At 63.6% G+C, this 25,840-nt stretch carries 27 protein-coding genes and 1 pseudogene; 12 read left to right on the plus strand and 16 right to left on the minus strand.

What is annotated here, in order from left to right:
• The 4 genes and pseudogenes from APH42_RS12375 to APH42_RS12390 form a co-directional block, all read left to right on the plus strand.
• Positions 1–198, plus strand: a pseudogene (locus APH42_RS12375) (hypothetical protein); the annotation flags it as partial.
• Positions 199–237: 39 nt separating this feature from the next.
• Complete coding sequence (gene holA, locus APH42_RS12380; protein ID WP_041166601.1) at positions 238–1,275, plus strand: DNA polymerase III subunit delta; 1,038 nt, start codon at positions 238–240, stop codon at positions 1,273–1,275.
• A gap of 109 nt (positions 1,276–1,384) precedes the next feature.
• A complete protein-coding gene (arfA, locus tag APH42_RS12385; protein ID WP_012274368.1) occupies positions 1,385–1,549 on the plus strand; it encodes an alternative ribosome rescue factor ArfA in 165 nt (54 codons plus the stop codon).
• Between the two features lie 60 nt (positions 1,550–1,609).
• Positions 1,610–2,926 (plus strand): lytic murein transglycosylase, encoded by a 1,317-nt coding sequence (locus tag APH42_RS12390; protein WP_012274369.1) that lies wholly within the window; start codon positions 1,610–1,612, stop codon positions 2,924–2,926.
• Between the two features lie 90 nt (positions 2,927–3,016).
• On the opposite strand, the gene APH42_RS12395 is transcribed toward APH42_RS12390, so the two are convergent.
• From APH42_RS12395 to APH42_RS12455, 13 genes are all read right to left on the minus strand, one after another.
• Positions 3,017–3,955 (minus strand): LD-carboxypeptidase, encoded by a 939-nt coding sequence (locus APH42_RS12395; protein ID WP_012274370.1) that lies wholly within the window; start codon positions 3,953–3,955, stop codon positions 3,017–3,019.
• An 87-nt stretch (positions 3,956–4,042) separates the two neighbouring features.
• A complete protein-coding gene (gene lipA / locus APH42_RS12400) occupies positions 4,043–5,059 on the minus strand; it encodes a lipoyl synthase (protein ID WP_012274371.1) in 1,017 nt (338 codons plus the stop codon).
• A gap of 2 nt (positions 5,060–5,061) precedes the next feature.
• Entirely contained in the window at positions 5,062–5,709 is a 648-nt protein-coding gene (gene lipB, locus APH42_RS12405) for a lipoyl(octanoyl) transferase LipB (protein WP_012274372.1), read from the minus strand.
• Positions 5,709–5,984, minus strand: coding sequence for a DUF493 domain-containing protein (locus APH42_RS12410; RefSeq protein ID WP_003249736.1), 276 nt, complete (start codon positions 5,982–5,984; stop codon positions 5,709–5,711). The genes lipB and APH42_RS12410 overlap by 1 nt, the downstream gene beginning before the upstream one ends.
• Positions 5,985–6,057: 73 nt before the next feature.
• The gene (locus APH42_RS12415) at positions 6,058–7,218 is read right to left on the minus strand and encodes a D-alanyl-D-alanine carboxypeptidase family protein (protein WP_012274373.1); all 1,161 of its coding nucleotides are present in this window, start codon (positions 7,216–7,218) and stop codon (positions 6,058–6,060) included.
• A gap of 222 nt (positions 7,219–7,440) precedes the next feature.
• Positions 7,441–8,442, minus strand: coding sequence for a septal ring lytic transglycosylase RlpA family protein (locus APH42_RS12420; protein ID WP_060493401.1), 1,002 nt, complete (start codon positions 8,440–8,442; stop codon positions 7,441–7,443).
• Entirely contained in the window at positions 8,442–9,452 is a 1,011-nt protein-coding gene (mltB, locus tag APH42_RS12425; protein WP_012274375.1) for a lytic murein transglycosylase B, read from the minus strand. The genes APH42_RS12420 and mltB overlap by 1 nt, the downstream gene beginning before the upstream one ends.
• Before the next feature lie 17 nt (positions 9,453–9,469).
• Positions 9,470–10,573, minus strand: coding sequence for a rod shape-determining protein RodA (gene rodA, locus APH42_RS12430; RefSeq protein WP_049773313.1), 1,104 nt, complete (start codon positions 10,571–10,573; stop codon positions 9,470–9,472).
• 38 nt (positions 10,574–10,611) lie between these two features.
• On the minus strand, positions 10,612–12,501 hold the full coding sequence (mrdA, locus tag APH42_RS12435) for a penicillin-binding protein 2 (protein WP_012274377.1): 1,890 nt from the start codon (positions 12,499–12,501) through the stop codon (positions 10,612–10,614).
• A gap of 16 nt (positions 12,502–12,517) precedes the next feature.
• Positions 12,518–12,985: a 23S rRNA (pseudouridine(1915)-N(3))-methyltransferase RlmH gene (gene rlmH / locus APH42_RS12440; protein WP_012274378.1), complete on the minus strand. Its 468-nt coding sequence runs from the start codon at positions 12,983–12,985 to the stop codon at positions 12,518–12,520.
• Positions 12,986–12,995: 10 nt separating this feature from the next.
• Positions 12,996–13,415 (minus strand): ribosome silencing factor, encoded by a 420-nt coding sequence (gene rsfS, locus APH42_RS12445; RefSeq protein ID WP_009685825.1) that lies wholly within the window; start codon positions 13,413–13,415, stop codon positions 12,996–12,998.
• 43 nt (positions 13,416–13,458) lie between these two features.
• On the minus strand, positions 13,459–14,118 hold the full coding sequence (gene nadD / locus APH42_RS12450) for a nicotinate-nucleotide adenylyltransferase (RefSeq protein WP_012274379.1): 660 nt from the start codon (positions 14,116–14,118) through the stop codon (positions 13,459–13,461).
• A 1-nt stretch (position 14,119) separates the two neighbouring features.
• Entirely contained in the window at positions 14,120–15,391 is a 1,272-nt protein-coding gene (locus APH42_RS12455) for a glutamate-5-semialdehyde dehydrogenase (RefSeq protein WP_060493402.1), read from the minus strand.
• A 294-nt stretch (positions 15,392–15,685) separates the two neighbouring features.
• Here APH42_RS12455 and APH42_RS12460 point away from each other — a divergent pair, with 294 nt between their 5' ends.
• Positions 15,686–16,354: a DNA-3-methyladenine glycosylase gene (locus APH42_RS12460; protein ID WP_012274381.1), complete on the plus strand. Its 669-nt coding sequence runs from the start codon at positions 15,686–15,688 to the stop codon at positions 16,352–16,354.
• 2 nt (positions 16,355–16,356) lie between these two features.
• Entirely contained in the window at positions 16,357–17,673 is a 1,317-nt protein-coding gene (locus tag APH42_RS12465; RefSeq protein WP_060493403.1) for a bifunctional DedA family/phosphatase PAP2 family protein, read from the plus strand.
• 65 nt (positions 17,674–17,738) lie between these two features.
• Here the strand turns inward: APH42_RS12465 and APH42_RS12470 are convergent, their stop codons facing one another.
• The 3 genes from APH42_RS12470 to APH42_RS12480 are packed head-to-tail and all read right to left on the minus strand — an operon-like array spanning position 17,739 to position 19,414.
• Positions 17,739–18,329 carry an LON peptidase substrate-binding domain-containing protein gene (locus APH42_RS12470; protein ID WP_012274383.1) on the minus strand — a complete coding sequence of 197 codons (591 nt, stop codon included), beginning with the start codon at positions 18,327–18,329 and terminating at the stop codon, positions 17,739–17,741.
• Positions 18,330–18,338: 9 nt separating this feature from the next.
• Complete coding sequence (locus APH42_RS12475; RefSeq protein WP_012274384.1) at positions 18,339–19,055, minus strand: LrgB family protein; 717 nt, start codon at positions 19,053–19,055, stop codon at positions 18,339–18,341.
• Positions 19,052–19,414 (minus strand): CidA/LrgA family protein, encoded by a 363-nt coding sequence (locus APH42_RS12480; protein ID WP_012274385.1) that lies wholly within the window; start codon positions 19,412–19,414, stop codon positions 19,052–19,054. The genes APH42_RS12475 and APH42_RS12480 overlap by 4 nt, the downstream gene beginning before the upstream one ends.
• A gap of 143 nt (positions 19,415–19,557) precedes the next feature.
• Here APH42_RS12480 and APH42_RS12485 point away from each other — a divergent pair, with 143 nt between their 5' ends.
• The 6 genes from APH42_RS12485 to purH all read left to right on the plus strand — a co-directional run bounded on the left by APH42_RS12485 (position 19,558) and on the right by purH (position 25,698).
• A complete protein-coding gene (locus tag APH42_RS12485) occupies positions 19,558–20,013 on the plus strand; it encodes a MaoC family dehydratase (protein WP_012274386.1) in 456 nt (151 codons plus the stop codon).
• A 201-nt stretch (positions 20,014–20,214) separates the two neighbouring features.
• Complete coding sequence (prmA, locus tag APH42_RS12490) at positions 20,215–21,093, plus strand: 50S ribosomal protein L11 methyltransferase (RefSeq protein ID WP_012274387.1); 879 nt, start codon at positions 20,215–20,217, stop codon at positions 21,091–21,093.
• A gap of 42 nt (positions 21,094–21,135) precedes the next feature.
• Positions 21,136–22,503, plus strand: coding sequence for a DUF3426 domain-containing protein (locus APH42_RS12495; protein WP_060493404.1), 1,368 nt, complete (start codon positions 21,136–21,138; stop codon positions 22,501–22,503).
• 175 nt (positions 22,504–22,678) lie between these two features.
• A complete protein-coding gene (gene dusB / locus APH42_RS12500) occupies positions 22,679–23,692 on the plus strand; it encodes a tRNA dihydrouridine synthase DusB (protein ID WP_012274389.1) in 1,014 nt (337 codons plus the stop codon).
• Complete coding sequence (gene fis, locus APH42_RS12505; protein WP_012274390.1) at positions 23,689–24,009, plus strand: DNA-binding transcriptional regulator Fis; 321 nt, start codon at positions 23,689–23,691, stop codon at positions 24,007–24,009. The genes dusB and fis overlap by 4 nt, the downstream gene beginning before the upstream one ends.
• A gap of 81 nt (positions 24,010–24,090) precedes the next feature.
• On the plus strand, positions 24,091–25,698 hold the full coding sequence (gene purH, locus APH42_RS12510) for a bifunctional phosphoribosylaminoimidazolecarboxamide formyltransferase/IMP cyclohydrolase (RefSeq protein WP_060493405.1): 1,608 nt from the start codon (positions 24,091–24,093) through the stop codon (positions 25,696–25,698).
• The last annotated feature ends 142 nt before the right edge of the window (positions 25,699–25,840 follow it).

Raw genomic sequence — 25,840 nt, forward strand, 5'->3', positions numbered from 1 at the left:
CGCGCCCGTGAAGAAATGCGCCGCGACCTGGTCAACGGCATGGTCGTGCGTTTGCAAATGCTGACCCCGTCCCAGCTGGACGAGCTGCAGCGTAAAGCCGACGAGCGCGCCAAAGCCGAAGCTGCCGCGTTGGAGGCTGCCCGCCGCCAGCAAGCCGAAACACCTCAGCAATCGCCACTGGAAGTACCGGGCAACTAAGCCCGTGCGGGGCGCCCTCGGGTGCCCCGCCTGTTCCCCATGAAGCTCGCCCCCGCCCAACTCAACAAGCACCTGCAAGGCGCCCTGGCACCGGTCTACGTGGTCAGCGGCGACGACCCGCTGCTGTGCCAGGAAGCCGCCGACGCCATCCGCAATGCCGCGCGGCAGCAAGGTTTCGACGAACGCCAGGTATTCAGTGCCGACGCCAACTTCGACTGGGGCACGCTGCTCCAGGCTGGCGCCAGCCTCTCGCTGTTCGCCCAACGCCGCCTGCTGGAACTGCGCCTGCCCTCGGGCAAGCCCGGTGACAAGGGCGCCGCCGCGCTGATGGAGTACTGCGCCAACCCTGCCGAAGACACCCTGCTGCTGATCAGCCTGCCCAAGCTCGACGGCAGTGCGCAGAAGACCAAGTGGGGCAAGGCATTGATCGAAGGCGCCCACTGCCAGTTCATCCAGATCTGGCCGGTGGATGTGCACCAGTTGCCGCAGTGGATCAACCAGCGCCTGCAACAGGCCGGTTTATCAGCACAGCGTGACGCCGTCGACCTGATTGCCGCCCGTGTGGAAGGCAACCTGCTGGCAGCCGCGCAGGAAATCGAAAAGCTCAAATTGCTGGCCGAAGGCAGCCAAATCACCGTGGAAACCGTGCAGGCCGCCGTGGCCGACAGTGCCCGCTTCGATGTCTTCGGCCTGGTCGATGCCATTCTCAACGGCGAAGCTGCACATGCGCTGCGCATGCTCGAAGGCTTGCGCGGTGAGGGTGTGGAGCCGCCAGTCATCCTCTGGGCCCTGGCCCGCGAGCTGCGTCAGCTGGCTGGGTTGGCCCAACAGTTCAGCCAGGGCGTGCCGCTGGACAAAGCCTTCAGCCAGGCCCGCCCGCCTGTCTGGGACAAACGCAGGCCGCTGGTCAGCAAGGCCCTGCAGCGCCTCTCGGCGCAGCGCTGGGCGCAGTTGCTGCAGGACGCCCAGCGCATCGATGCGCAAATCAAGGGCCAGGCGGAGGGATCGCCCTGGACGGGCCTGGCGCGGCTATCACTGTTGATGGCTGGGCAGCGCCTGACCCTCCCCCCTGAGTAATGGGGGCTGCTTTGCAGCCCTTTCGCGGCCATAAACACAATCAATTGGCCCCACCCCGCACCACGCCCTACAGTGCGCCCCGAAACCCACCCAACCGGGGAACCCCGCCATGAGCAAAAAGCCGAAAAAACACGGCCCCAACAAGGCCAAGTCGATCATCGCCCAGCCCCTGTTCCGCTGTCGCCAGGAACAACCCGACAAGGGCAAAGGCAGCTACCGCCGCGAAGCCTTCCAATCGAGAGATTGGGAGGCTTCCTACTTTTTGGCGGCATGAAAGCATCGCAAGCGCAGGCATGGTATGGTCGTCACCTGACCTGCAATTCTGGATCTGTGCATGCTCTTCCGTCTTCTCCCCCGCTGGGAAACCCGCCAGCTGATCGCGGCCTCCAGCTTCATCCTGCTTGTGGCCTGCGCGGAAAAACCCACCGCCGCCGACGCACTGCCGCTGGCCCCTGCCCAACCCGCTCCAGTGGTGACTGTGCCCGGCACAACGCCTGACGTCAGCACTGAAATCCAGCCTCTGCAAACCTTCGCCCAGTGGCAGGCAGGCTTCCGCCAGCAAGCCCTGCAAGCCGGCATCTCGCCGAGCACCTTCGACCGAGCCTTCCTCGGCGTCACCCCCGATATGGACGTGATCAAGGCCGACCGCAGCCAGCCGGAGTTCACCCGCCCGGTATGGGAATACCTCGAAGGCGCCCTGTCGCCCCTGCGCGTGCGCAACGGCAAGAAGCTGCTGGAGCAGAACGCCGAACTGCTGACCCGCCTCGAACAACGCTATGGCGTCGACCGCCAGGTGCTGGTCGCGGTGTGGGGCATGGAAAGCAACTTTGGCCAGTTCCAGGGCAACAAGTCGGTGATCCGCTCGCTGGCCACCCTGGCCTATGAGGGCCGCCGCCCGCAGTTCGCCCAGGACCAGCTCATCGCCGCGCTACAGATCATTCAGCATGGCGACATCCAGCCCGAGGCCATGCGCGGTTCGTGGGCCGGCGCCATGGGCCAGACCCAGTTCATCCCGACCACCTACAACACCCATGCCGTGGACTTCGACGGTGATGGCCGCCGCGACATCTGGAACAGCACACCGGACGCCCTGGCCTCGACCGCGCATTACCTGCAAAGCTCGGGCTGGAAGCGTGGTCAGCCGTGGGGCTTCGAGGTACAGGTGCCGGCTGGTTTCGACTTCTGGCAGGCCGATGGCGCGCTGCGCAAACCGGTGAGCGAATGGCTGGCGATGGGCGTGAAACTGCCAGCAGGCACCCAGCTGCCGGCCGGTAGCAACCAGCTGTCTGCCGCCCTGCTGCTGCCGGCTGGCGCGCGCGGGCCGGCGTTCCTGGTACTGGACAACTTCCGCGCCATTCTCAAGTACAACAACTCGTCGTCCTACGCGCTGGCAGTGAGCCTGTTGGGTGACCGCTTTAGCGGCTGGGGCTTCATTGCCGGCGCTTGGCCGAAGGAAGACTTGCCGCTCAGCCGCAGCGAGCGCATGGAGTTGCAGAACCTGCTGAACAGCCGTGGGCATGATGCGGGCAATGCCGATGGCATTATCGGCGCCAACACCCGCAAGGCAATCCGTAATGCCCAGCAGGGGCTGGGGTGGCCGGCGGATGGATACCCGACCCACAAGCTGCTCGAGAGCTTGCGCCAGCAGTGAGATTGCCCGGGCCGCTCCCACAGGAGGATCGCATCGCTCTGGTGGGAGCGACCTTGTGTCGCGATGGGCTGCAACGCAGCCCCGGCAATCTCAAGCCTTGTACAAGTCCTGCTCCAGCACCAAGCTCTGCCGATCACTGTCCAGCCTGACCCGAGCCCCCAGCGGCAAACATACATTCGGGTCGCAATGCCCACTGCGCCACCCCGCCAGCACCGGCACACCCAGCGGCGCGAAAGTGTCCTCCAGCAACGGCGCCAACGCCGCCGTGGTAATCCCGGCAAAGTCCCCCACCAGCACACCTTTCACCCCTTCCAGCTTGCCTGCCAGACGCAACTGGGTCAGCAACCGGTCCACCCGGTACAACGGCTCGTTGACGTCCTCGATGAACAGGATGCACCCCTGGGTATCCAGTTCGGCAAGGGTCCCCATGGTCGCACCCAACATAGACAGGTTGCCGCCCAGCAGCGGCCCGCTGGCCGCTCCCGGCAACACACTGCTCAAGGCATAGTCCGCCGGGTGCGCGATCTGCTCGCCTGCCCGCACATGCCCGCCCAATTGCGCCAGCAACGACGACTCGGTCGGTGGCAACTTCGCCCCCAACAGGTCGGCATTGAGCATCCCCCCATGGAAGGTAACCAGCCCGGCATGCCGGTAGATCGCCGTGTGCAACGCAGTGATGTCGCTGTAACCGATCAACGGCTTAGGGTTGCGCCGAACCAGCTCGAAGTCGAGCTGGTCGAGCAAGCGCATGCTGCCGTAGCCCCCACGCATGCACAGGATGGCGTCGATGGACGGGTCGGCAAAGGCATCGTGCAGGTCCTGCAGGCGCTGTTGGTCCGGCCCGGCCAGGTAACCCTGGGCTTGCAGGGCCCCCGGGTAGATACGACAACGGTAGCCACGGTCAGCGAACCACTGGCTGACCTTGTGCGTATCCAGACGCGCCGCACCCGCCGGGGCGACAATGGCAAAGCAGGCGTTGGCCGGCAGTGCGGCTGGCAGGCTGGGTTGAAAGGTTTCGGCGCAATTCATCGCGGCTCCTTGCAGCGCGTGTGGCACAAACAAAAATGCCGATGCCGCCTTACGGCGTGCATCGGCATAGGTCGCTCTGCGCTAGGCTCAGAGCTTGATCTTGGCTTCGTGAGCCTGTTGGTCGGCGTGGTACGAAGAGCGCACCAGCGGGCCGGAGGCAACGTTCTTGAAGCCCATCTTGTAACCTTCTTCGGCGAACCAGGCGAAGGTGTCCGGGTGCACGAAACGTTGTACCGGCAGGTGGCTGCGCGATGGCTGCAGGTACTGGCCGAGGGTGAGCATGTCGATTTCATGCTCACGCATGCGGTGCATCACCTCGATCACTTCTTCGTCGGTCTCGCCCAGGCCGAGCATCAAGCCCGACTTGGTCGGTACGTGCGGCACCATCTGCTTGAACTTCTGCAGCAGGTCCAGCGACCAGTCGTAGTCCGAGCCTGGGCGTGCGGCCTTGTACAGGCGCGGTACGGTTTCGAGGTTGTGGTTGAACACATCTGGCGGCTCTTGCGCGGTGATCTCCAACGCAACGTCCATGCGGCCACGGTAGTCCGGCACCAGGGTTTCCAGTTGCACACCCGGCGACAATGCGCGGATTTCGCGGATGCAGTCGGCAAAGTGCTGGGCACCGCCGTCACGCAGGTCGTCGCGGTCCACCGAGGTGATCACCACATACTTCAGGCGCAGGTCGGCAATCGCGACAGCCAGGTTTTTCGGCTCGTCCAGGTCCAGCGGTTTCGGCCGGCCGTGGCCAACGTCGCAGAACGGGCAACGACGGGTGCAGATGTCACCCATGATCATGAAGGTAGCGGTACCACCGGAGAAGCACTCGCCTAGGTTCGGGCAGGAGGCCTCTTCGCACACGCTGTGCAGCTTGTGCTTGCGCAGCAGTTGCTTGATGCGGTCTACCTCGGGCGACACCGGGATCCGCACGCGGATCCAGTCAGGCTTCTTCGGCAACTCGTCGGTAGGGATGATTTTTACCGGGATGCGCGCCACCTTGTCGGCGCCACGCAGCTTGACCCCAGCTTCCACCTTCTTTGGCGCTGGGCGCGGGGTGGCATCCTGGGTAGGTATCAGGTTCGGCACGGCTTCTTGCACAGTTGTCATATTCAGTCGATTCCGCCCGTGAGGGTCGTCTGCTCAGCGTAGTCGAGGTGCTTGACCAGCTGTCCGCGCAGCCTTGTCCTGACCTCGTCGAGTTCGATCGGGCCTGCCAGATCGCGCAGCTGGGTCATGGCCAGCCCCGCATAGCCGCAGGGGTTGATTCGGCGGAATGGCGCAAGGTCCATGTCCACGTTCAGGGCAAGGCCGTGGAACGAACGGCCGTTGCGGATTCGCAGGCCGAGGGAGGCGATTTTCGCTCCATCGACATAGACGCCCGGAGCATCGGGCTTGGCCGATGCCTGCACGTCGTAACTGGCGAGCAGGCCGATCAAGGCCTGTTCGATACGGCTGACCAGCTCACGCACGCCAAAGCCCAGCCGGCGCACGTCCAGCAGCAGGTAGGCCACCTGCTGACCGGGGCCATGATAGGTCACCTGGCCACCGCGGTCAGTCTGCACCACCGGGATGTCGCCCGGCACCAGCAGGTGCTCGGCCTTGCCAGCCTGGCCCTGGGTGAAGACCGCGGGGTGCTCGACCAGCCAGATTTCATCCTGGCTGTCCGGGCTGCGCTGCTCGGTAAAACGGCGCATGGCCTCCAGCACCGGTTCATAGGGCTGCAGGCCAAGCTCGCGAAAACCGAGGCAAGCGGACATCAGAGCACCATTTTCACGATGCCGGTAGCGCGCAGGGCGCTGTTGATATCGTGCAGCTGGTTCTCGCTTTCGGCAACGATGTGCAATTGCACGGTGGTGTACTTGCCTTCCTTGCTCTGGCGTTCGGCCAGGGTGGAAAGGTCGACTTTGGCGTGCTTGCTGAGAATCTCGATGACCGTGTCCTTGAAACCGACAACGGTATCGCCGATTACCTTGATCGGGTAATCGTCGCAAGGGAATTCGATCTTATGCGACTTGACGTCTGGTTCGCTCATGGCGGAAACGGCCTCGTAAGCCGTGGCAACAACAACGCCCCCGCGAGATACGCGGGGGCATGCAGGTCACGTATCAGTTGAACAACCCGTAGAAGAATAGACGGATGCTATCCCACATACGGCGGAAGAAACCACCTTCCTCGACGCCATCGAGGGCGATCAGGTCGGCGCTGTGAACCACTTTCTCGTCCAGTTTGACTTCCACTTTGCCGATCACGTCACCTTTGGCGATCGGTGCGGTGAGCTGCGGGTTCATGGTCATCGAAGCCTGCAGGCGCTTCAATTGGCCTTTAGGCATAGTCATGGTGAGGTCGTCAGCCAGGCCAGCCTTGATCTGGCCGGTGGCGCCCTTCCAGACCGGAGCCTGGGTCAGCTCGGTGCCCTTCTGGTAGAAGGTCTGGGTTTCGAAGAAGCGGAAGCCATAGGTCAGCAGCTTTTGGGTCTCGGCAGCACGCGACTGCTCGCTGTTGGTGCCGAACACCACGGCGATCAGGCGCTGGCCGTCACGAACGGCCGAAGCCACCATGCAGTAGCCGGCTTCGTCGGTGTGGCCGGTTTTCAGGCCATCGACGGTCTTGTCACGCCACAGCAGCAGGTTGCGGTTGGGCTGCTTGATGTTGTTCCAGAAGAACTCTTTCTGCGAGTAGATCGCGTAGTGAGCCGGGTCGACGGTGATGATCGCGCGGGCCAGGGTCGCCATGTCGTGCGCCGACGAGTAGTGCTCCGGGTTCGGCAGGCCAGTCGGGTTCATGAAGTGGCTGTTGGTCATGCCCAGGTCGGCAGCCGTCTTGTTCATCATGTCGGCAAACGCATCTTCGCTGCCGGCGATGTGCTCGGACAAGGCGACCGAGGCGTCGTTACCGGACTGAATGATGATGCCGTGCAGCAGGTCGCTGACAGTCACCTGGCTGCCAACCTTGATGAACATGCGCGAACCGCCGGTACGCCAGGCGTTTTCGCTGACGGTAACCGGGTCGTTCTCACCGATTTGGCCACGGCGGATGTCCAGGGTGGCGATGTAGGCGGTCATCAGCTTGGTCAGGCTGGCTGGCGGCAGGCGCTCGTCACCGTTGTTCTCGACCAGCACGTTGCCGCTGGACGCGTCCATGAGTACGTAGGACTTGGCTGCCAGTTGCGGTGGCGCCGGCGTCATCTGCTCTGCCGCGAAGGCGGCAGGCGTGATCATCAGCAGTACAGGCAGGCAAAGTCGTTTGGCAAGGTTGGTGATGTTCATCCGTCTCTCGAAAATCGCTAATGGTCTGAGATGTTCCCTGGGCAAGATCATGTGCCCAGCGCCAGTCAGTCTAGTTTTATGGCCGGTGGCCTGGCCCGCGAACGTGCGGCTTTATGTCGCTGCGGGCAAAAGCCGTCATTGTACATGGGCGCGCCCGGCAATTCATGACAAAACCGACAGTTTGGAGTTGCCCTGCAGGACCGGGCAAGCCCGCTTCCACAGTCAGTCAGCTGTGACCAGCTTGGCCTGCCCCAAGTTCGCCAGGCGGATGCTGTCTTGTGCTTGCTGGATCTCACCTTGGCTGCCAATCGGCCCCAGGCGCACGCGGTGCAGGGTCTGCTGGTTTCGCACGATCGAGCTGATGAACACCGGCGCGCTGACCATGGTGCTGAGCTTGGAGCGCAGCAACTCGGCAGCGTCCGGGTTGGCGAAAGCGCCTACCTGCAGGAAGCTGCCGCCGTTGCCGCCGGGTACATTGTTGCCACCTACCTGAACCGGCACCACCGGCGCCGCATGCTGCTGTGGCGGCGGGGTCCATTGCTCGACGCGCCCGGTGCTGGCCGGGATCGCTTGGGTCTGCGCCACTTGTGGCTCTTTCAGCACCATCGGCGGCGTCTGGCCACGCTGGGCCCACCACTGCTGCGGGTCGATACCCTCGACGCGCACGTGCGCGGTGCCGATCTCCGCATAGCCGAGCTTTTTCGCCGCGGCATAGGACAGGTCGATGATGCGGTCGGAATAGAACGGGCCACGGTCGTTCACCCGCAGGATCACGCTACGGCCGTTGGCCAGGTTGGTCACCCGCACATAGGCCGGCAGCGGCAGGGTCTTGTGCGCCGCGCTCATGCCATACAGGTCGTACAGCTCGCCGTTAGCGGTGTTTTGCCCGTGGAACTTGGTGCCATACCACGACGCCGTGCCCTCGGCGCGGTAGTTGCGCGAGTCCTGCATCGGGTAGTACGTCTTGCCCAGCACCGTGTACGGGTTGGCCTTGTAGTTGCCGGTATGCACGGTCGGCGTGGCATCGGGGATCTTGTTCACATCCACGTCCCACCACGGTGCGCCGTCCTTGTGCGCCCGGTTGATGTCCAGGCCCGGCTGGCTGCGCACGACATTGCCACTGCTTTGCTGGGCCGGGCGGCTGGAAGAGCAACTGGCCAGCGCCACGCCGACGGCGAGGCAGGTGAACAGCTTGAAAGCGTTGCCAGAAATGATTGCACGCATTACTTGACGCCCCGTACTTGAACCAGCTGTTCCGCGAGCTGATGCACCGCCATGGCATACATCACGCTGCGGTTGTAGCGAGTGATCGCATAGAAGTTCTTCAGGCCCATCCAGTACTCGGGGCCGTTGTCGCCCTCGAGACGGAAGGCGGTAACCGGCAGATCATCGCGCAGCGAATCATGAACCGACCAGCCAAGCCCGCGCAACTCCCCTACCGTTTTCACCGGTTCGATGCCGGTAGTCAGGCCTTCGTCTGCGCGCTCACCTTCGATCCAGGCACGGCTGACCACACCCTCACCAGCCACCCAGCCGTGGCGCTTGAAGTAGCTGGCCACGCTGCCGATGGCATCGTCCGGGTTGTTCCAGATATTGATATGACCGTCGCCGTCGAAGTCCACCGCGTAGTTGCGAAAACTGCTTGGCATGAACTGCGGCAAGCCCATGGCGCCGGCGTACGAGCCCTTGAGCGTCAAGGGGTCGAGCTGTTCCTCACGCGCCAGCAGCAGGAACTCGCGCAGCTCCTTGCGGAAGAATTCGGCCCGTGGCGGGTAGTCGAAGCCCAAGGTCGACAGGGCGTCGATCACGCGGTAGTTGCCGGTATTGCGGCCGAAGAAGGTTTCCACGCCGATGATCGCGACAATGTACTGCGCCGGTACGCCGTATTCCTGCTCGGCACGCGCCAATACCGCTTCGTGCTGGCGCCAGAAGTCCACACCGCGGGCAATGCGCGCATCGGTGAGGAACATCGGCCGGTAGTCCTTCCACGGTTTTACCCGTTCGGCCGGGCGCGAAATGGCGTCGAGGATCGACTGCTTGCGCTGTACCTCACGGAACACGCCCATCAGTTGCTCAGGGGCAAAACCATAGTCGCGGCTCATTTCGCCAACGAACTCGGTTACCTGCGGCGAGCCCTCGTAATCACCGGCATGGGCCAGCTGTACAGCGCCGAACAGGCCCACCGCACCGATCCACGGCGCACAACGGGCAGCCCAGTTACGCACTGCTTGCATGAAATTGTTCACCTTATTCAAACCTGCGCGATCCATTTGCGGTGCGTATGGATCGACATCAGAACGCCAAACGCTGAAAGCAGCGTCACCAACGATGTTCCGCCATAACTGATGAAAGGCAGCGGCACGCCCACCACGGGCAGAAGGCCGCTGACCATTCCGATATTGACGAACACGTATACAAAAAAGGTCATGGTCAGGCTGCCCGCAAGCAGCTTGCCAAACAGGGTCTGTGCCTGGGCGGTGATCATCAGGCCACGGCCGATCAGCAGCAGGTAGACGATCAACAGCAGGCAGATACCGACCAGGCCGAATTCCTCACCAAGCACGGCGATGATGAAGTCGGTGTGGCTTTCCGGCAGGAAGTCCAGGTGCGACTGAGTGCCGAGCAGCCAGCCCTTGCCGAACACGCCGCCCGAGCCGATCGCCGCCTTGGACTGGATGATGTTCCAACCGGTGCCCAACGGGTCGCTTTCCGGGTCGAGGAAGGTCAGCACCCGCTGCTTCTGGTAGTCGTGCATGACGAAGAACCACATCGCCACCGCCACCGGCACCGTCGCGGCCAGCACGCTGAGGATCCAGCGCCAGCGCAGGCCACCCATGAACAGCACGAAGGCGCCGGAGGCGAGAATCAGCAAGGCTGTGCCCAGGTCGGGCTGACGCACGATCAGGATGAACGGCACGCCAATCAGCACCAGGCTGATTGCCACGTGCTTCAAATGCGGCGGCAAGGTGCGTTTGGACAGGTACCAGGCGATGGTCGCCGGCATGATGATCTTCATGAACTCCGAGGGCTGGAAGCGAATCACCCCGGGGATGTTGATCCAGCGCGTGGCGCCCATGGCGTTGTGGCCCATCACGTCCACCACTACCAGCAACAGCACCCCGGCCAGGTAGGCCAGCGGCACCCAGCGGGCCATGAAGCGCGGCTCCAGCTGGGCGATGACGAACATCGACACCAGGCCGATGCCGAACGAGGTGGCCTGCTTGAGCAGCAGGTCCCAGTTCTTGCCACTGGCCGAGTAAAGGACGAACAGGCTGCCAGCCGCAAGGGTCAGCAGAATGATCAGCAGGGGGCCGTCGACATGGATGCGCTGCAGAAAGCTGGCGCGCCGACGCATCACATCCTCGCTGGAGAGCATGCGATCGAAATTGTTCATCACAGAGGCGATTCCTGGGTAACGGTGGCAGGCGCGAACTCGGGCTTGAGCCGGCCATTTTCGTCGAGCAGCCAGGCGTCCATGATCTGGCGTACCACCGGCGCGGCGACGCCAGAGCCGGACTCACCGTTCTCGACCATCACCGACACCACTATTTTCGGGGCCTCGGCCGGGGCAAAAGCGACGAACAGCGCGTGGTCGCGGTGGCGCTCCTGGAGCTTGTTGCGGTCGTACTTTTCGCCCTGCTTGATCGCCACCACCTGGGCGGTACCGCTCTTGCCGGCAATGCGGTACTGAGCACCGGCGGCGGCCTTGCGCGCGGTACCACGGGCGTTGTGCATCACCTGCTCCATGCCATGGGTGACCTTGGCCCAGTCGGACTTGTCACGCAGCACGATGTCTTCCATCGGGTTGTCGTCCACCGGTGCCTGGCCTTCGATGGTCTTGGCCAGGTGCGGGCGGTTCCACACGCCTTTGTTGGCGATCAATGCAGTGGCCTGGGCCAGTTGCAGCGGCGTGGCCTGCATGTAGCCCTGGCCGATGCCGAGAATCAGGGTTTCGCCGGGGAACCAGGCCTGGCGACGGGTAGCACGCTTCCATTCGCGCGAAGGCATCAACCCGGCGGACTCCTCGAACATGTCGAGGGAAACCCGCTGGCCGATGCCGAACTTGTTCATGTAGCTGGACAGCCGATCGATGCCCATCTTGTGCGCAAGGTCGTAGAAGTAGGTGTCGTTGGACCGCATGATGGCGGTGTCCAGGTCGACCCAGCCATCACCGGAACGGTTCCAGTTACGGTATTTGTGATCGTAGTTGGGCAACTGGTAGTAGCCCGGGTCGAACACCCGGCTGCCCGCATTGACCACACCACTGTCCAGGCCAGCAATGGCCACCGCCGGCTTGATGGTCGAACCCGGTGGGTACAGGCCGCGCAGCACGCGGTTGAACAGCGGCCGGTCTATCGAGTCGCGCAGTTCGGCATAGGCCTTGAAGCTGATGCCGGTAACGAACAGGTTGGGGTCGAAGCTTGGCTGGCTGACCATCGCCAGCACCTCGCCGGTCCGAGGGTCGAGCGCCACCACCGCGCCGCGTCGGCCACCCAGGGCAGCCTCGGCAGCCTCCTGCAGCTTGATGTCCAGGCTCAGCACAATGTCCTTGCCCGGTTTAGGGTCGGTACGCTTGAGCACCCGCAGCACACGGCCACGGGCGTTGGTCTCGACTTCCTCGTAACCCACCTGGCCGTGCAGGGCATCTTCGTAGAAGCGCTCGATGCCCGTCTTGCCGATATGGTGGGTGCCGCTGTAGTTCACCGGGTCGAGCGTTTTCAGCTCTTTCTCGTTAATCCGCCCTACATACCCCACCGAATGGGCGAAATGCGCGCCCTGCGGGTAATGCCGCACCAACTGGGCCACCACTTCCACGCCCGGCAGGCGGAACTGGTTTACCGCCACCCGGGCGATCTGCTCTTCGTTGAGCTCGAACAGGATCGGCACCGGCTCGAACGGCCGGCGGCCCTGGCGCATGCGCTTCTCGAACAGGGCGCGGTCGTCGTCGGTCAGCTCCAGCACTTCAACGATGGTATCCAGCACTTCCTGCCAGTTACCCGCGCGTTCGCGGGTCATCGACAGGCTGAAGCTGGGCCGGTTATCGGCGACGATCACCCCATTGCGGTCGAAGATCAGCCCGCGGGTCGGCGGGATCGGCTGCACGTGCACCCGATTGTTTTCCGACAGCGTGGAGTGGTAGTCGTACTGGATGATCTGCAGGTAGTACAGCCGCGCAATCAGCACGCAAATAAGCAGCATGATCGCCACCGCGCCGACCACGACGCGGTTGCGCACCAGGCGGGCGTCTTTCTCGTGGTCCTTGAGACGGATCGGCTGCGACATCGGACTGCTTACAGGCTCATTTGTGGTAAGGGTGCCCGGACAGCACGGTCCAGGCGCGGTAGATCTGCTCGCCGATGAGTATCCTTACCAACGGGTGCGGCAAAGTCAGCGGCGACAGCGACCAACGTTGCTCGGCGCGCGCGCAAACCTCGGGCGCCAGGCCTTCCGGGCCACCCACCATCAAATTCACCGTGCGCGCATCCAGGCGCCAGCGGTCCAGCTCGGTGGCCAGCTGCTCGGTACTCCAGGGCTTGCCATGGACCTCGAGGGTGACAATGCGTTCCCCAGGCTGCACCTTGCTCAGCATGGCTTCGCCCTCCTGACGGATCAGACGGGCGACGTCGGCATTCTTGCCACGGGTATTCAGCGGGATTTCCACCAGCTCCAGCGACAGCTCGGTGGGCAGGCGCTTGGCATATTCATGCCAGCCTTCCTCGACCCACTTGGGCATGCGCGAGCCGACCGCAATCAGGCGCAGACGCACAGCGCTTTCCTTATTCGCGGTCTTTGAGCTTGTCGGAGTACTCGTGAGCATGGTCCGGGCTGTGGTGCTTGCCATCGGCGGCACGGCTTTGCTCGGCACCCTGCCACAGACGCTCCAGGTCGTAGAACTGGCGGGCAGCGGCGGTCATCATGTGCACGATGACGTCGTTCAGGTCCAGCAGCACCCAGTCGCTGTCGCCTTTGCCTTCTTCACCCAGTGGCTGGGCGCCCTTGGCCTTGACCGCTTCACGGACCTTTTCGGCCATCGCGTTGATCTGGCGGTTGGAGGTACCGGTGGCAATGATCATGTAGTCGGTCAGGCTGTGCTTTTCGCGCACGTCGATGACCTGGATGTCCTGGGCCTTGACGTCTTCCAGCGCTGCCTTGGTCACTGCGACCAGTTCTTCGCCGTAAATTTTTTGCTTGGTCATAAAAAACTCGTTCAACTCGTTGGATGAGGCGCCAGAGGCACCGTCAGTTGGGCGCACGATACAGTTCGTGCGCCTCGATATAGGCCAGTACGGCGTCCGGCACCAGGAACCTCACCGATTTGCCGCTGGCCAGCAGCTGTCGGATCTGTGTAGCCGACACCGCAAGCGGCGTCTGCCAGACGAACGAAATATTTCCCGCCGGGCCGGACATGGCGGTGGGATCGCTCTCCGAGCGCGCAGCCAGCAGGTTGCGCAGCTCGTCAGGGGGTTCTACGTCGGCATCCGGGCGTTGCAGCACCAGGATGTGACAGTGTTGCAGCAACTCTTCCCAGCGGTGCCAGGCAGGCAGGCCACAAAAGGCATCCCAGCCCAGCACCAGGAACAGCTGGTCGTTGCCGGCCAGTTCGGCGCGGATCGATTCCAGCGTATCGATGGTGTACGACGGCTTGTCGCGCTCCAGCTCGCGGGCGTCGACGCTCAGGCAAGCGACGCCCTGCACCGCTTCACGCACCATGGCCAGGCGATCCTGCGCGGCCACCTGTGGCGTGTCGCGGTGTGGCGGCCGGGCATTGGGCAACAGGCGCAACTCGTCCAGCCCCATGAGCTCGGCCACTTCCAGCGCGCTGCGCAGGTGGCCGATATGCACGGGGTCGAAGGTGCCGCCTAGAATGCCGATGCGCCGGACTGCCTGGGCCTTGCTCAACTCAGCAGGTCCCCTGGCCGCGCAGCTGGCCGTCACCGATTACCACGTACTTCTCGCAGGTCAGGCCTTCCAGGCCGACCGGGCCACGGGCATGCAGCTTGTCGGTGGAAATACCGATTTCCGCGCCCAGGCCGTACTCGAAGCCGTCGGCAAAGCAGGTCGGAGTGTTGAGCATGACCGACGCCGAATCGACTTCAGCCATGAACTGGCGGGCTTCACCCTGGTGTTCGCTGATGATCGAGTCGGTGTGGTGCGAGCCATAGTGGTTGATGTGCTCGATGGCCTGGTCCAGGCCATCGACGACGCGGATCGACAGGATCGCGTCCAGGTACTCGGTGTGCCAGTCGTCTTCAGTGGCCGGTTTGGCCTCGACCAGCGCGCGAGTACGCTCGCAGCCACGCAGCTCCACGCCCTTCTCCTGGAAGCGGCGGGCCATTTCCGGCAGGAAGCGCTCCGCCACCCGCTGGTCGACCAGCAGGGTTTCCATGGCCCCGCAAATGCCGTAGCGGTAGGTCTTGGCGTTGAAGGCCACATTCCAGGCCTTGTCCAGGTCGGCATGCTGGCTGACATAAACGTGGCAGATGCCGTCCAGGTGCTTGATCACCGGTACGCGGGCATCGCGGCTGATGCGTTCGATCAGGCCACGGCCGCCGCGCGGCACGATGACATCGACGAATTGCGGCATGCTGATCAGCGCGCCCACGGCTTCGCGGTCAGTGGTCTCGACCACCTGCACCACGGCTGCCGGCAAGCCGGCTTCGGCCAGGCCACGCTGGATGCAGGTGGCAATGGCGCGGTTGGAATGGATGGCTTCGGAGCCGCCACGCAGGATGGTCGCGTTACCCGACTTCAGGCACAGGCTGGCGGCATCGATGGTCACGTTCGGGCGCGACTCGTAGATGATCCCGATCACCCCCAGCGGCGTGCGCATTTTGCCGACCTGAATACCCGATGGGCGGTAGCTCATGTCGCGGATGGCACCGACCGGGTCCGGCAGGCTGGCCACCTGGCGCAGGCCGGTGATCATGCCGTCGATGCGTGCCGGGGTCAGCGCCAGGCGGTCGAGCAGCGCTGGCTCCAGGCCATTGGCGCGGCCAGCGGCCAGGTCCAGCTCATTGGCAGCAGTGAGCTCGGCACGGGCGGCGTCCAGCGCGTCGGCGGCGGCTTGCAGGGCGCGGTTCTTCTGCGCGGTGCTGGCACGGCCGATCACCCGGGAAGCCTCACGGGCAGCGCGACCCAGGCGGGTCATATAGTCAAGAACGGACTCAGTCATGGGTTCGGTGTCTTGGCGAAGGGGAAATCGGCTGATTATAACTGCCGCGCAGGTGTACGCCCAGCGGCGGGTGGCGGATGGTAGAAAATGGCTGGGGCAATGGACGGGAAAGATGTAACCAGGGTTATCGAAAAATTCACCACCCGTTGTGGCCTTTTCGCGGGCACGCCCACGCCCACAGGGCTTTCATAAGGCCTGCCCCCTTACAACGACACTGCCAACATCACGATCGATTCAGCCTCGATTAAGCCATTCATTGCTATCATCCCGCCTCCCCAGCCACGAACCGCCCGCATGCCAGCCCTGCCCGACAGCTTTTTCGACCGTGATGCCCAAACCGTGGCCAAGGGCCTGCTCGGCAAGGTTATCCGCCATCGCCACGGCGACCTGTGGCTGGCTGCGCGCATCATCGAGACCGAGGCCTACTACCTCACCGACAAAGGCAGCCACGCCTCGCTCGGCTACACCGAAAAGCGCAAGGCGCTGTTCCTTGATGGCGGGCATATCTACATGTACTACGCCCGCGGCGGCGACTCGCTGAACTTCAGCGCTCACGGGCCGGGTAACGCGGTGCTGATCAAGTCTGCCTATCCTTGGCAGGACGCCCTCTCGGGGCCCAACAGCCTGGCGCAGATGCAGCTGAACAACCCCGACGCCAGCGGCAAGCTGCGCCCGGATGAGCGCCTGTGCGCCGGCCAGACCCTGCTGTGCCGGGCCCTGGGCCTGAAAGTACCGCACTGGGACGCCCAGCGTTTCGACGCCGAACGCCTGTACGTCGAGGATTGTGGCAACGCCGTGCCCCGGGTGATCCAGGCCGCCCGCCTGGGCATCCCACACGGGCGCGACGAGCACCTCCCGTACCGCTTCGTCGACGCCGAGTACGCGCGTTTCTGCACGCGGAACCCGTTACGTCGCGGCCAAGTCGAAGGCCGTGACTTCTTCATTCTCGAACAAGGAAGCTGAACATGGGCCAATGGCTCGACAGCCTGACCGGCTGGCTAAGCGCCAACCCCCAGTGGCTTGGCCTGGCGATTTTCCTGATCGCCTGCATTGAATGCCTGGCCATCGCCGGCATCATCGTGCCAGGCACCGTGCTGCTGTTCGCCGTCGCAGTACTGGCCGGCAGCGGCGCATTCACCCTGGGCGAAACCTTGCTGCTGGGCTTTCTAGGTGGCCTGCTGGGCGACGCCTTGTCATTCACGGTGGGCAAGTACTTCCACCAGAACATCCGCCGCCTGCCCCTGCTGCGTCACCACCCGGAATGGATCGGCAGCGCCGAAAGCTACTTCCAGCGCTACGGCATTGCCAGCCTGCTGGTAGGCCGCTTCATCGGTCCGCTGCGGCCCATGCTGCCCATGGTCGCCGGCATGTTCGACATGCCACTGCCGCGCTTCATCGCCGTCAGCCTGGTGGCGGGCGCCGGCTGGTCGGTCGCGTATTTACTGCCCGGCTGGGCCACCGGTGCTGCCATGCGCCTGCCTCTGCCAGAAGGCTTCTGGCTGGATGCCGGGATCATCGCCGGTACCCTGGCGGTGCTGATTGGCCTGAGCCTGAACAGTAGCCTGCGTGACCAGCGCCACGGTACTCGGCTGGTGGCCGCCCTCAGTTTCATCGCCCTGGTCGGCGTGTTCCTCGGCTGGCCCTACCTGCATGAGTTCGACCAAGGGGTGATGACACTGGTGCAGGAACATCGCAGCCAGGCCATCGACGGCATTGTGGTCCTGGTGACGCGGCTGGGCGACTTCCGCACCCAACTGTTCCTCGGCGGCCTGCTGACCGGCCTGCTGCTGCTTGCCCGTCAGTGGCGGCATGCGTTTTTCGCCGCCGGCGCACTGATGGGCACGGCGATCGCCAACGGCACCCTGAAATGGCTGTTTGCCCGGGCCCGGCCGGAAGTGTTGACCGACCCGCTGACCAGCTACAGCATGCCCAGCGGGCACAGTTCGGCGTCGTTCGCGTTCTTTCTGGTGATGGCAGTGCTGGCCGGGCGCGGACAGCCGCCACGGATGCGCCTGACCTGGGTGATGCTGGGTTGTATTCCGGCGCTGGCGATTGCCCTGTCACGGGTTTACCTGGGGGCGCACTGGCCGACCGACATCCTGGCTGGGGCCTTGCTGGCATGTTGCGTGTGCGCGCTTAGCCTGACCCTGGTACAGCGCCAGCAGACACTACCGGCCCTGCCGCTGCGGGTGTGGTGGCTGGTGTTGCCGGCGTGCCTGGCCTTGCTGGCGTTCTTTGCCATGCATGCACTGCCACAGGCTTTGCTCAGGTACCAATATTGAGGTCGCCAGTGCCTGCCCCTTCGGGGAGTACCCGCGAAGGGGCAGGCACAAGCAAAACAGAACCATCAGGCGAATAGCTCACCCTGAATCCGCTCCAGCAGCTTTTGGATCTCCCCCAACCGTAGCTGCGGCGAATCGATTGCCAGCAGATCCAGCTTGTCCTCTTCCATGAACGGCAGCAGGTACGCCAGCTGATTGGCCAACGCCTGGCGCCCATCCACCGGGCGCGGCATGTCCAGCGCCTCGACCATGGGGTGCTCGCCCAACGCCACCAACAGCGCCATCAGGTCGTCATCGGCCTCGAGCAACGGGCTGTCCACTTGCTCCGGCAGCCATTGCACCTGCCCCACCAGCAACTGGTCCTTCTGCACTTCGGTGCTTCCCAGATTGAAGCGTCGCACGCCCTCGACACGGATACCCAGCAAGCCGTTGTCCTGCTGCACGAAGTCGCGAATGACGGCCTCGCAGCCGATCGAGGCCACCACTGGCGGAGCCTTGCCGACCTGCTCCCCTTCAAGGATGCACACCACACCAAAACCTTCGCCCTGCTTCATGCAGCGCCCGATCATGTCCAGGTAGCGCGCCTCGAAAATCTGCAAATCGAGAAAGCAGCCGGGAAACAACACGGTATTGAGCGGAAACAGCGGTAGCGTCATCACAACTCCTCAAGCCACCAGGCTGACTGCCAGCGGCAGGAACACCGCCGTGGCCACGCCCATCAGGCTCATCGCCAGCGCGGCAAAGGCGCCGCATTCGTCACTTTCCTGCAGGGCCACCGAAGTGCCCACCGCGTGTGCAGTCACCCCCAGCGACATGCCGCGCGCCTCGGGGCTGTGCACGCCAAAGCGGCTTAGCAGGGCCGGGCCGAAGATGGCCCCGATTACCCCGGTAATCAGCACGAACACCGCTGCCAGGGCCGCCACACCGCCAATTTGCTCGGCGACCAGCATGGCGATCGGCGAGGTGACCGACTTTGGCGCCATGGTCATCAGGATCATGTGCTCGGCACCGAACCACCAGCCCAGCACCAGGCAACAGAGCGTGGCGAACAGGCCTCCGACTACCAGCGTAGTAAATGTCGGCCAGAACAGCTGGCGGATACGCCGTAGGTTGAGATAGAGCGGTACAGCCAAGGCCACGGTGGCGGGCCCCAGCAGGATGTTCATGATTTCGGTGCTCTTGCGGTATTCCCTGTAATCGATGCCACACAACAGCAGCACACCGATCACCAGCAACATCGATACCAGTACAGGTTGCAGGAAGATCCAGCGGGTTTTCTCGTAGGCTGCCAGCACCACCTGGTAGGCCCCAAGGGTGATGCCGATGCCGAACAACGGGTGATGCACGACCGCATCGAGTGCACCTTGCCAGTCGAGCATCATGGCTGCTCCTCACGCTTGCCCTGGCGATGGATGAGCTTTTGCATCAGCACACCGACGAACACCAGGGTCATCAGACAAGAAATCAGCAAGGCCCCGGCAATCGCCCAGAAGTCGGCGGCAATGTCCTTGGCATACACCATCACCCCCACTGCCGGCGGCACCAGCAACAGCGGCAAGTAGCGCAACAGGCTACTGGCGGCCTCGTTCAGCGGCTTGCCCACCTCGCCGCGAGCCATGAGGAAGAACAGCAGCAACAACAGGCCGATGATCGGCCCAGGCAAGAACGGCACAAACAGGTGATTGATCGCCGTCCCCAAAAGCTGGAACAGCACCAGCCAGGTCAAACCACGCAACAGCATAAGCATCTCCCTCGGGCATGGCCGCCATTATAAGCACGCGCGGCTATAGACCGATATTCGCCGAAAAGCAGGCAACTTGACTGAAACGGTTCGCCGTGCTGATCTTGCACTTTCGTACCAACTGACAACCCGGAGAGTCCGCGATGCCCTATGTACCGGTTACAGAGCTTTCGCAGTACGTTGGTAAGGAACTGGGCCGCTCTGCCTGGCTGAAGATCGACCAGCAGCGCATCAACCTGTTCGCCGAGGCGACTGGCGACTTCCAGTTCATCCATGTCGACCCTGAAAAAGCGGCAAAAACCCCGTTTGGCGGCACGATCGCCCACGGGTTCCTGACCTTGTCACTGATTCCCAAACTGATCGAGGACATCCTGGTCCTGCCACAAGGGCTGAAGATGGTGGTGAACTACGGGCTGGACAGCGTGCGCTTCATCCAGCCGGTCAAGGTAGACAGCCAGGTTCGGCTGAAGGTGGACCTGGCCGAGGTGGTGGAGAAGAAGCCGGGGCAGTGGCTGCTCAAGGCGATTGCCACGCTGGAGATCGACGGCGAAGAAAAGCCTGCTTATATAGCGGAGTCGCTCTCGCTCTGCTTCGTCTAGGCCGCACGGTACTTGTGGGGGCGGGCTCACCCGCGAAGCATCCGCTGCGTGGCATGGCACCGGCGTTGCCGGTGTTCGCGGCTAAAGTCGCTCCCACAGGGTGTGCGCCCGGCCTCCTCTACAAACCCTGCGCACTCGCGTAAACTGCCAGCCTTCGCGCAGCCAAGGGCTGCCCCTGTCGATTTACCAAAGGTGCCCGCCATGCCCTGGCTGCAAGTACGCCTGGCCATCAGCCCGGAACAAGCCGAAACCTACGAAGACGCCCTGCTTGAAGTAGGCGCCGTCTCGGTCACGTTCATGGATGCCGAAGATCAACCGATCTTCGAACCCGACCTCAACACCACACCGCTGTGGTCGCACACCCACCTGCTGGCCCTGTTCGAGGCCGATGCCGACCCAGAGCAGGTGTTCGCCCACCTGCGCTTGCTGACTGGCGCCGAGCTGCCCGAACACCAAGCCGAGGTGATCGAGGACCAGGACTGGGAACGCAGCTGGATGGACAACTTCCAGCCGATGCGCTTCGGCCGCCGTCTGTGGATCGTGCCTAGCTGGCACGAAGCCCCGGAAAAAGATGCCGTCAACCTGTTGCTCGACCCAGGCCTGGCCTTCGGTACCGGCACCCACCCCACCACGGCTCTGTGCCTGGAATGGCTCGACGGCCAGCAACTCGACGGCACCCAGGTGCTGGACTTTGGCTGCGGCTCGGGCATCCTCGCCATCGCCGCACTGCTGCTGGGCGCCCGTGAAGCGGTAGGCACCGACATCGACGTGCAGGCCATCGAGGCTTCGCGCGACAATGCCCAGCGCAACGGCGTTGCCGATGAGAAGCTGGCACTGTACCTGCCCGAGCACATGCCAGCGATGCAGGCCGACGTACTGGTCGCCAACATCCTCGCCGGCCCACTGGTGTCGCTGGCACCGCAGTTGTCCGGCCTGGTTCGCCCAGGTGGCCTGCTGGCGCTGTCGGGTATCCTTGCCGAGCAGGGCGAGGAAGTAGCCGCCGCCTACGCCGCCGACTTTGATCTGGACCCTATCGTCGTGCGCGACGGCTGGGTGCGCATCAGTGGTCGGCGCCGCTAAGCGGGCCTAGAATACTTTTCTGCACAGCTCCCGGATTGCCGCATGACCGACAGTTTCGTCACCCAGTGCCCGCATTGCCAGACCAGCTTTCGCGTCACCCACCACCAGCTGAGCGTGGCCCGTGGCGTGGTGCGCTGCGGTCACTGCCTGCAGGTGTTCAACGCCGCCAAGCAGTTGCTGGAGCAGAACCGTGCCGGTACCGCCAGCGCGGCCGCGGCTGCGGCACCTGCGCCGGCACCTGCCGCGCCTACCGAGCCGCTGATCGAGCCTGCCAGTACCCCTGAGCCTGCCGTCGAAGTACGCAGCAGTACCCTTGACCAGGACTGGGCGCTTACCGCCCAGGCGCTGGACGAGCTTGACCTCGACAAGGAACTGGAACGCCTGGAGCGTCGCGGCCAAACCGCCCCGACACGCCCGGCCAGCCAGGATGACGGGCTGCAGGCACGGCGCGACGAACTGCACCTGGACGAGCACGCAGACGACCTGTTCGGCACGGCCACCGATGAGCCCTTCGAGCAGCAGCACCCGGCAGAGCCCGCCCCAGTATTGCTGCAGCCGGAACCCCTTGAGCTGGACCTGGGCCCTGCACCCGGCGAGCGCACCGAGCCGACCCTGGGCAGCAACCTTGACCTGGACATCGAAGACGAGCCGCCCGCGCACCGCGCGGCCGAAACCGATGAACAGCCCGCATTCGGCGAACCGCTGCGCGCCAGCGATGACGAAACCCCGGAAAGAGGCCTGAGTGCCCGCGACGATGAGCCGCTGGCGCTGCACCTGTCGGCGCGCGACGACGAACCCGTCGAGGTACTGCCCGGGGAGCGCCTGGAACCGGGCCTTACCGGCAAAGCCGAACGCCCCTCGCGCAAGGAGCCACTGGTCGACGTGGTCGACGATCCGCTGCAACTGGGCTGGGAAAAGCCCGCGCCTAACTGGGGCAAGCGCCTGCTGTGGGGTTTTCTGACCCTGCTGGCCGCCGGCCTGCTGGCGTTTCAGTACGTGTGGTTCCACTTCGACGAAATGGCCCGCCAGGACCAGTATCGGCCGATCTTCCAGCAAATCTGCCCGATGGTCGGCTGCCAGGTACCCACCCGCGTCGACATTGCCCGTATCAAGAGCAGCAACCTGGTGGTGCGTAGCCACCCGGACTTCAAGGGCGCATTGATCGTCGACGCGATCATCTACAACCGCGCACCCTTCGCCCAGCCGTTCCCGCTGCTGGAGCTGCGCTTCGCCGACCTCAATGGCCAGCTGATCGCCAGCCGTCGCTTCAAGCCCAGCGAGTACCTGTCCGGCGAACTGGCAGGGCGTGGCGAAATGCCCAGCCAGACGCCAATCCACATCGCCCTGGACATCCTCGACCCGGGGCCGAAGGCCGTGAATTACAGCCTGAGCTTCCGTTCGCCGGAATGAAGGGCCGGCTTGCCGGGGGCTGCAACACAGTAACAAGCCCCCGCGCTTACCAAATGTCATAAGCCGACAACTGTTCAGATTTTATCCAAATCCATCTTTATCCGGTCACCGAGAGCGGGTATCATGCCAACCCTTTTTCGAACTCCAAGATTCGGCCCCACAACAGGGATCACCTATGTCGGCGGTACGCATCGGCCAATACACACTACGTAACAACCTGATCCTCGCGCCCATGGCCGGGGTCACGGACCAGCCTTTCCGTACACTTTGCCAGCGCCTGGGCGCCGGCATGGTGGTGTCGGAAATGGTCAGCAGCGACATGAGCCTGTGGAACAGCCGCAAGTCGAGCCTGCGCCGCATCCATGAAGGCGATCCCGAGCCACGCTCGGTGCAGATCGCCGGCGGTGATGCGCAGATGATGGCGGCGGCGGCGAAGGCCAACGTCGAAGCGGGTGCCCAGATCATCGATATCAACATGGGCTGCCCGGCAAAAAAAGTCTGCAACAAAGCTGCAGGCTCTGCTTTATTGAGAGATGAAGCCTTGGTCAGTGAGATCCTCCATGCCGTGGTCGGCGCTGTGGACGTTCCGGTGACCCTGAAGATCCGCACCGGCTGGGACCGGGCGAACAAGAACGGCCTGAACGTGGCGAAGATCGCTGAACAGGCCGGCATCCAGGCGCTGGCGGTGCATGGCCGCACACGCGCCGACCTGTACACCGGCGATGCCGAATACGACACCATCGCTGCCATCAAGCAGGCGGTGTCAATCCCGGTTTTTGCCAACGGCGATATCACTTCGCCAGAAAAGGCCCGAGCGGTGCTGGACGCCACCGGGGTCGATGGCCTGCTGATTGGCCGGGCTGCCCAGGGGCGGCCATGGATCTTTCGCGAGATCGAGCATTACCTGCGCACTGGCGAACATTTGCCAGCGCCGCAGCTGGACGAAGTGGAACGCATCCTGCTGGAGCACCTGGCCGCGCTGCATGCCTTCTATGGCGATGTGATGGGCGTTCGTATCGCCCGCAAGCACGTTGGCTGGTACCTGGCAACACGACCCGGCGGCAAGGAGTTTCGCTCCCGGTTCAACGCTTTGGAAGACACACAAGCGCAGTGCGCCAACGTTCGCGCGTTTTTCAGCGAACGTCGACAGAGCCTTGAGACAGAGGACGGACAAGGGGTGGCCGCATGACGATGATGACCGAGACATTTGTGAGTGGAACAACGCCCGTGAGCGACAACGCCAACCTGAAACAGCACCTCAACACGCCGAGCGAAGAGGGCCAGACCCTTCGCGACAGCGTCGAGAAGGCGCTGCACAACTACTTCGCCCACCTGGAAGGCGCGACCGTGACGGACGTGTACAACCTGGTGCTCTCCGAAGTCGAGGCGCCCCTGCTCGAAAGCGTGATGAACTACGTGAAGGGCAACCAGACCAAGGCCAGCGAGATGCTCGGGCTGAACCGAGGCACCCTGCGCAAGAAGCTCAAGCAGTACGACTTGTTGTAAGCCAGAATCCCATCCAGAAAAGGCGGCTCCCTGAACAGAGGCGCCTTTTTTGCTGACTCCACCGCGTTATTGGAACCCGAAATGACCGACCAGACTACCCGCCTGCCAGTCCGCCGCGCCCTGATCAGCGTCTCCGACAAGACCGGTATCCTCGAATTCGCCCGTGAGCTGCAGCAGCTCGGTGTCGAGATCCTGTCCACCGGCGGCACCTACAAGCTGCTCAAGGACAACGGCGTGAACGCGGTGGAAGTGGCCGACTACACCGGCTTCGCCGAAATGATGGATGGCCGGGTCAAGACCCTGCACCCGAAAATCCACGGCGGCATCCTCGGCCGTCGCGGTACCGACGACGCCATCATGAACGAGCACGGCATCAAGCCGATCGACCTGGTTGCGGTCAACCTGTACCCGTTCGAAGCCACCATTTCCAAGCCTGGCTGTGACCTGCCGACCGCCATCGAGAACATCGACATCGGCGGCCCGACCATGGTCCGCTCGGCAGCCAAGAACCACAAAGACGTCGCCATCGTGGTCAACGCCAGCGACTACGCCGGCATCGTCGAAGGCCTCAAGGCCGGCGGCCTGACCTACGCCCAGCGCTTCGACCTGATGCTCAAGGCGTTCGAACACACCGCCGCCTACGACGGCATGATCGCCAACTACATGGGCACCATCGACCAGGCCAAGGACACCCTTTCGACTGCCGATCGCAGCGAATTCCCGCGCACCTTCAACAGCCAGTTCGTCAAAGCCCAGGAAATGCGCTACGGCGAAAACCCGCACCAGAGCGCGGCGTTCTACGTCGAAGCCAAAAAAGGCGAAGCCAGCATTTCCACCGCCATCCAGCTGCAAGGCAAGGAACTGTCGTTCAACAACGTGGCCGACACCGACGCCGCGCTGGAGTGCGTGAAGAGCTTCGTCAAGCCAGCCTGTGTCATCGTCAAGCACGCCAACCCATGCGGCGTGGCCGTTGTGCCTGAAGAGGAAGGCGGCATCCGTAAGGCCTACGACCTGGCCTACGCCACCGACACCGAGTCGGCATTCGGCGGCATCATTGCCTTCAACCGCGAACTGGACGGCGAAACCGCCAAGGCCATCGTCGACCGCCAGTTCGTCGAAGTGATCATCGCCCCGAAAATTTCTCAGGCTGCCCGCGACGTGGTAGCGGCCAAGCAGAACGTACGCCTGCTGGAGTGCGGCGAGTGGCCAGCCGAGCGCGCTGCCGGCTGGGACTTCAAGCGCGTCAACGGTGGCCTGCTGGTGCAAAGCCGCGATATCGGCATGATCACCGCCGATGACCTGAAGATCGTCACCAAGCGTGCCCCGACCGAGCAAGAAATCCACGACCTGGTATTCGCCTGGAAAGTGGCCAAGTTCGTCAAGTCCAACGCCATCGTCTACGCCAAGCAGCGCCAGACCATCGGCGTCGGCGCTGGCCAGATGAGCCGCGTCAACTCCGCTCGCATCGCTGCAATCAAGGCCGAGCATGCTGGCCTGCAGGTGCAGGGCGCGGTCATGGCATCGGATGCGTTCTTCCCGTTCCGTGATGGCATCGACAATGCGGCTAAAGTGGGTATCAGCGCCGTGATCCAGCCGGGTGGCTCGATGCGTGATGCTGAAGTCATTGCCGCTGCCGACGAAGCCGGCATCGCCATGGTGTTCACCGGTATGCGCCACTTCCGCCACTAAATAGTTGTCGGGCCAATCCCGACCCTTGTGTCGCGATAGGGCCGCAGAGCGGCCCCAGCAAGTTCTGCTGCGAAGCTGAAACCCAGGGGCCGCTACGCGCCCCTTTCGCGACACAAGGCCGCTCCTACAGAAAGCGGGATCG

It is taken from the genome of Pseudomonas sp. NBRC 111140 (assembly GCF_001320885.1).
GTDB classification, from domain to species: Bacteria; Pseudomonadota; Gammaproteobacteria; order Pseudomonadales; family Pseudomonadaceae; genus Aquipseudomonas; species Aquipseudomonas putida_P.